At 35.7% G+C, this 5,075-nt stretch carries 3 protein-coding genes and 1 pseudogene; 3 read left to right on the top strand and 1 reads right to left on the bottom strand.

Features of this window, described 5'->3' with window-relative positions; all coding sequences use genetic code 11:
* Window positions 1-626: pseudogene (locus F6K13_RS17480) on the top strand (hypothetical protein); the annotation flags it as partial.
* Window positions 627-859: 233 nt separating this feature from the next.
* On the opposite strand, the gene F6K13_RS17475 reads toward F6K13_RS17480, so the two are convergent.
* Window positions 860-2,593 (bottom strand): asparagine synthetase B, encoded by a 1,734-nt coding sequence (locus F6K13_RS17475; RefSeq protein WP_124142807.1) that lies wholly within the window; start codon window positions 2,591-2,593, stop codon window positions 860-862.
* A 668-nt stretch (window positions 2,594-3,261) separates the two neighbouring features.
* On the opposite strand from F6K13_RS17475, the gene F6K13_RS17470 reads away from it, so the two are divergent.
* The gene (locus F6K13_RS17470; protein WP_124142808.1) at window positions 3,262-4,428 is read left to right on the top strand and encodes a class I SAM-dependent methyltransferase; all 1,167 of its coding nucleotides are present in this window, start codon (window positions 3,262-3,264) and stop codon (window positions 4,426-4,428) included.
* Window positions 4,429-4,706: 278 nt separating this feature from the next.
* The coding region (locus F6K13_RS17465) for a hypothetical protein (protein WP_353735680.1) at window positions 4,707-5,075 on the top strand (369 nt) is incomplete at its 3' end.

The raw sequence follows: 5,075 nt of genomic DNA, 5'->3' as shown, positions 1-5,075 counted from the left end.
ATAGTTTTGACCGAGTTATTGTGTGTGACACTGCCGAAATTGCTCAATTTTTAATAGCTAATAATTTCCACTTTGAACATAACTGCGCTGTACTCAGTATTGATGGATATCCCCAGAATATTTTTAGTACAGTAATGCAAATGTTAAAACAAAATCCAGATTTAAAAATTTATGCTTTTCATAGTGCTAACCCCCGTGGAGTCAGGATGATAAATGAACTGCGAAATAGTCCTAATTGGTTTGGCGGAAATAATCTAATTATTTATGATTTAGGATTATTGCCACGTCATGTATTTCCTAGTAAGAATATGTGGATTTTAAAGTCAGATGAATCAGCAAGACAAGTGCAACAAATACCTACAGCAGTTAAGTCAACTTTATCAACAGATGAATTAGCATGGTTAGAGGCAGGATTTTATGTAGAATTAGAATCTTTTTCTCCTCGTAAATTACTACAAGTAGTTTCTCAAGGTATTGCTAAAACTCAAGCAGTAGCTAATGGTTATACTTCAACTTCAGATAATAGTTTAGATTCTGGTGATAGTGGTGATGATGGAATAATTTTTATTGGTATTAATAATGATAGTCGAAATGTAGGTTTTTTCGCATCTGATAGTTTTGGTTAATGTAGGTTGGGTTAAGCGAAGCGCAACCCAACAAAAACCTATATCTATCTTATCTATTCTATATATTATATTGGTTTTATCCTGCGGATAAGTTCCGCTAACATTCCTCAACCCAATCTACTAATAACTAATAACTGTTGGGTTTATCCTACGGATAAGCTGGCGCTAACGTTCCTCAACCCAACCTACTAATAACTGTTGGATTTTAGTTGCTCAACCCAACCTAAATAAACTTATTTTTGATTAACTTGTAGCCAAATTTCTAAACTTACTAATAACCATAATTTAATACCATAACGCTTCCAAGTATCCCCACGATAATTTAACCAATCTTTGATTAAATCTTGATTGAAATAGGGAGCGATCGCTGCATTTTTACTTAACAATAAATTCCTAGTTCGACGTTGCCATATTTGTTTAAACCAAAAGTTAACAGGTACCATCATTCCACTTTTTGGACGAGTTAATATTCTCTCTGGTAATAAGTCTGCCACTGCTCGTTTTAATACCGCTTTTTCATCAGCACCAGATAATTTATATTCTGATGGAATTTCTAAACTTAGTTCCACAATTCTTTGGTCAAATAATGGGGAAAGTCCGATTAAACTAGCCGCCCTAGTCATATTATTTACCTTAGTTAAAATATGGTCTGCTCCCTTAAATTTAATATTGAGTAACATCAAACGTTTTAAATAATCAGCATCAGAATTTAAGTCAGATTCAAATATATAAGATTCTGTTTTTATAGCTTGCCAAATCTCCGGTTTTAATAGCTTAGATAAATCTGCAAAACATTTATGAAAAGAACTTAGATAAGACGAAACAATATCTGGCTTTCCTGACTGCAAACCACCATAAATATTATTTAATAACATCGGTTTATTTTTCGGTCCGCCAAAACAAGGGTCCCCACCTTCACCATTTAGAATAACTCCCACATTTTCTGCTGCTAAATTTCCTAAAAGATAATTAGGAACTGTTAACGGATCACCAATAGGATCGTCTAAATTTGCCATAGTAATTGGCAGTTTATTCCACATATCATCCGGTGTAATTTCTAGGATATGATGTTGAGTTTGACAATGTTCAGCAACTAAACTAGAAAATTCTAATTCGTTCGGTAATTCTGCACCAAAATGTATTGAATAAGTATGTACTGGATAATCATGATTTTTTGCTGCTAATGCCACAATACAACTCGAATCTAAACCACCCGATAAATAAGCTCCCACTGGTTGATTATTTGGTAAATATTCAGGAATAATTTTATCTAGAAGAGAACGTAATTTTTGACCATGATATTCTAAAGCTTGATCGGCATCTTTAACTTGTGCTTGTGGTTGCCAATAAGACATTGGTGATGGAATTTTTAAATCATTAGTAAAATGGATGAAACTTCCCGGTCTTAATTCTTTTACTTCCTGCCAAAGAGTACGTTCTCCAGGTACAAAAGCACAACAAAGATAATCCCGTAAAGCAATTAAATCTAACTCATTAGAATGGTAAGAAGAAAGAATTTTTAACCGAGGAGAAATCCAAATAGTTGAGTCAGTAGTCGTGTAATATAAAGTCCGTCCACCCACGCGATCGCGTCCAATCCATAATTCTTTTTCTTCCCTATCCCAAACTGCTAAAGCAAAAATTCCTTCCAACAACAAAAAAGTTTTTTTTCCATAACTTTGCCATAATTCAGCAACTATTTGAGTAACAGTAAGAGAGGTAGAAATATCTAAAAGTTTTTGTAATTGTGGCAGATTAGTTAAACAAATATCACCCACAACAACAAACCTTTCATTAGAGCTAAAAATCGGTTGAACTTGATGAATCAAAAAATGGCGATCGCTCCAAGAAATATCTGCCTTTATCTGGTCTATTTTGCCCCAAGCAATATGCCAATTAGGGGCAACTAAATTTTTATTTGTAGGAATGGATAATTGTTTATTTAATGATAAAAAAGAAAACTTCATATTTACTAATTTAGATAATAATTATTGGGTAGTCCTACATAGTAATGGTAAGATGATTTAAGGATAAGTAATATCATGTCCGGTTAAACAGTTATAAATAAACGACTCATAATTCATAATTTAGAATTCAGAATTTAGAATTTAGCAGGGAAGAAAGAAGAAAAGAAAGAGAAAGTTTTTTGATCACTAATTATCCGGACATGATATAAGTCGGTGAAAAAAAACCAAATTATGTAAATAAATTTTAAGCAGTTTGATTTGAGTAAAATTTAAAACGTTCCGTACTGTAGTTTCCCTTTTTTCCCCTACCCCCATGTGTAAATTTCCTCACTCATATATGTAGGTATATTATCCATATTTACTTATCTTTACATAGTTTGGTTTATTTATGCCAACTTACTTAGAAGCAAAAGTTATTGATGGGAATCATCAATATTAATAAATTTTTAGTATGGATGGTTTTCCTAACCATATCCAATTGAAAATGTGCTCACATTATCATTGCCTAGCAAAGCGGAACAGTGTTCTATCATTAGCTTTATGCTCTCACTTGAAGTTACTCAAAGCCATAAATAATTCTACTTAATTAAATACACAAATTTTCTGTAGCTTGTTGTGATATAATCTGAAGTGCTGAATGTGGGTTAACTAATTTAATTGTAGGAGACATGAAAGTAACTCCAAAACAAATAGAGACTGTTTACAATGAAAGCAATGCCGTTGAACACTACCTATCTAAAAGTCGTCGTGATGGTGTAAAAATTGAGTGGGAAGAACCTTTTTCTTGTTCAGTATTTAAGAGAGCAATTGTATTATGCAACAGAAAGAAAGGAGACAAGCTAAAAGTTCTTGATGTTGGTTCAGGTACAGGTGATGGATACGCTTTACTATCCCAGTTATTATGTGATGATTTCGCCATTGCTGGCAACTACGAGCTAGATTATTTAGGTGTTGATATTAGCAGCCAGATGGTAGAAACTGCCCGTAATATCTATGCCAACCATAGTAACGCTAGGTTTGAGTGTGCAGATATTCGCACCAGCAGTTTGACTGAGCCTTTCGATATTTACCTCTCTTGTGGAGTTCCCTACTCCCATCTTACCCACAAAGAACTTCACCAAGCCCTCAAGATGATCGCTACCAATGTTTGCCAGCATCGCTCCCGGTGTGCTGTGGTGGTGGATGTCTTAGGGCGCTACAGTATTGAGTGGACACCCCAATGGCAAGAAAGCCGTTGGAATTACTCCATGAGTTTTTTTGAGAGTGAAGGGGATGCAGAAGCTACCTGGATGAGCTTTTACTCCCATCACGACTTGCAGGAAATTATGCAGCAAGCTATGGATGAAGTAGGCTGTCCTGTAGAAAGATTTGAGTTTTTTGACCGTTCTATCATGGTAGGTCGTCATACCTCAACGGGACAGTTTAATCCGAAATTACCCCAGTATCGGAACCTAGTTAATAGTTTACTTGATAGTTCAGTGGAGACAGATTTAAGTCAACTGCTATTTTCAGTAGAGTTAGGTTCAGCACCAGAGCATATCTTAGATTTCTTCAGGAAATTTTCTCGTTGGTGGAATACTTTGGTGAGTCAAGCAGCAGCACTTTTGGGTGAGTCTCTAGCAGTGGAGTCTGTGGAATTACCTTCAGAGATTCAAGAATTCCAGGAAAATGTCCAAAAGGAATTGTCCCATATTTCTGACCCAAATTTGTACCGAAAGAAGGTAGAGTTGATGCTGCCTGAAGCGTTACGTTGTTTGGAAGCAACGCAACAACCAGGCTATGGTGTAGGTCATGATTTGTTTGGGGTAATGTGGTTGGATGCCACCAGGCTTTAGGTAAAAACGGCTTTCTTAAATCAGTGTTAACTATAGAAGCATTGACGAATAAAGTTTGTAGCATTTTTAGGTCGGAAAAAGTATCGTATTTTCGCTTGATAAGGCTCAAAAAGTTAGTATTTGAGTAAGATAGAGGCAGAAAAATTAAGGGATAATTTTTCCGAGTCTCTCCTCTACAACTACCTCCAAATCTTGAATCTTAACTACTCCCTACTCTCTACTCCCTGCCTTAGCAAAAAGACTTTTGAGCGCAAACCCTAACTAGATATCTAAAGTGAATGAATGTTTTTTGTGAAGTTCAACAATCAAATATAAAACCAGGAAAAAGAAAAGAGGAACGCCCCTTACATCTCCTGATTTTATCCGCTAAGACGGAAATAGAATTGCAGGAATTGAGGGCAAAGTACATTAGCTATTTAGAGTCTACTACCGACGAAAAATTGGCGGATATTTGTTTTACTGCCAATATAAGCTGTAAGTGCCTGAAGTATCGCTTGGCAGTTATCGCCTCCTCAGTGGCACAGATGCGGGAAAAATTAATGGCACCTGACTCAGAGAGTATGGGGGTTGTTGAAAACCAGGAAAACAAGAGCAAGATTGCCTTTCTCTTTACCTCTCAGGGCTATCAGTATGTAGGTATGGGTCGA

This window comes from Okeania sp. SIO2B9 (genome assembly GCF_010672505.1).
Lineage (GTDB): Bacteria > Cyanobacteriota > Cyanobacteriia > Cyanobacteriales > Microcoleaceae > Okeania > Okeania hirsuta.
Note: the sequence above shows the minus strand (reverse complement) of the source record. Positions and strands in the feature narration are given on the sequence as shown.